A 1099-nucleotide genomic window follows, 5' to 3' on the forward strand; every position below is an offset into this window, starting at 1 on the left:
GTGAAGAAATCAAAGAGCTGACCACCCCATCCGACTTACAGGGGGCTCTGGCAGTAGGCTCAACTTGGGCTGTGATTGTTTTGACCTTTGGCACAGTCGCTTATAGCTGGGAATATTTACCAGTCTGGGGAAAAATATTGATATGTGCCTTGGCATTAGCCATTCTGGCAGGTCGTCAGCTGGCTATGGCCATTTTGATGCACGATGCCTCACACCACAGTCTGTTTAAAACCAAGTGGCTAAACACACACTTCACTGACTGGCTATGCGCCCGTCCGATCTGGAATGAGGTCGGCAAATATCGACCATATCATTTGAAACATCATGCCCGCACCTCTCAACCTGATGATCCAGATTTAGGTCTGGTCAAAAACTTTCCAATTACTAAACAATCATTATTTAGAAAATTCTTTAGAGATTTAAATGGTCAATCCGGCCTAAAATTTCTGGCTGGCCGAGTCTTGATGGATTTAGAACTTCTGGAATGGAGTGTTTCCAATGATCCGAAACCAATTCCTCGTGGTAATCGCAGTAACTTGGAACTGGCAAAGAATCTGTTAAAAAATAGCTCGGGCATGCTGATTTCCAATGCTGCCCTATTTTCCGCACTTTGGGCCAGCGGTCATCCAAAACTTTATTTATTATGGCCGTTAGCTTATATCACTCCTTTCCCACTGTTTATCCGTATACGGGCAATGGCTGAACATGCAGGCCTGGAAACCAGCCATTCTGCACTGACTAATACCCGTACCACCCATGCAGGCTGGCTAGCGCGGGCTTTCGTTGCACCGATTCATGTAAATTATCATATTGAACATCATTTAATGGCCTCTGTTCCGCATCAAAATCTGCCCAAAATGCATCAGATGTTGCGAGAGCGCGATTACGTGAAATCGCCACCGAGTTATAAAGATGTAATTGTTTCATTATTAAAAGGCTAAAATAAAAGATCGAAGTTTAAATATACATTAAGTGTGATGGCAAAATTTTTTAAACTTAATGTTGATGGCTTTCTTTATGGTCATGATGCTCATGCGAATGGGCTGATTGCCGATGCTGTTCTGGGGGACAATCTTCTGCTTCAATTTGCAATGTCATC

The 1099-nt window shown here is 43.3% G+C and carries 1 protein-coding gene and 1 pseudogene; one reads left to right on the top strand and one right to left on the bottom strand.

Annotated elements, in window-relative coordinates:
• The coding region (locus FTT98_RS17890) for a fatty acid desaturase family protein (RefSeq protein WP_180177634.1) at nt 1-941 on the top strand (941 nt) is incomplete at its 5' end.
• 55 nt (nt 942-996) lie between these two features.
• Here FTT98_RS17890 and FTT98_RS18395 read toward each other — a convergent pair.
• Nucleotides 997-1099, bottom strand: a pseudogene (locus FTT98_RS18395) (cation transporter); the annotation flags it as partial.

Origin of the sequence: Acinetobacter sp. YH12039 (assembly GCF_013420015.1) — a bacterium.
GTDB classification, from domain to species: Bacteria; Pseudomonadota; Gammaproteobacteria; order Pseudomonadales; family Moraxellaceae; genus Acinetobacter; species Acinetobacter amyesii.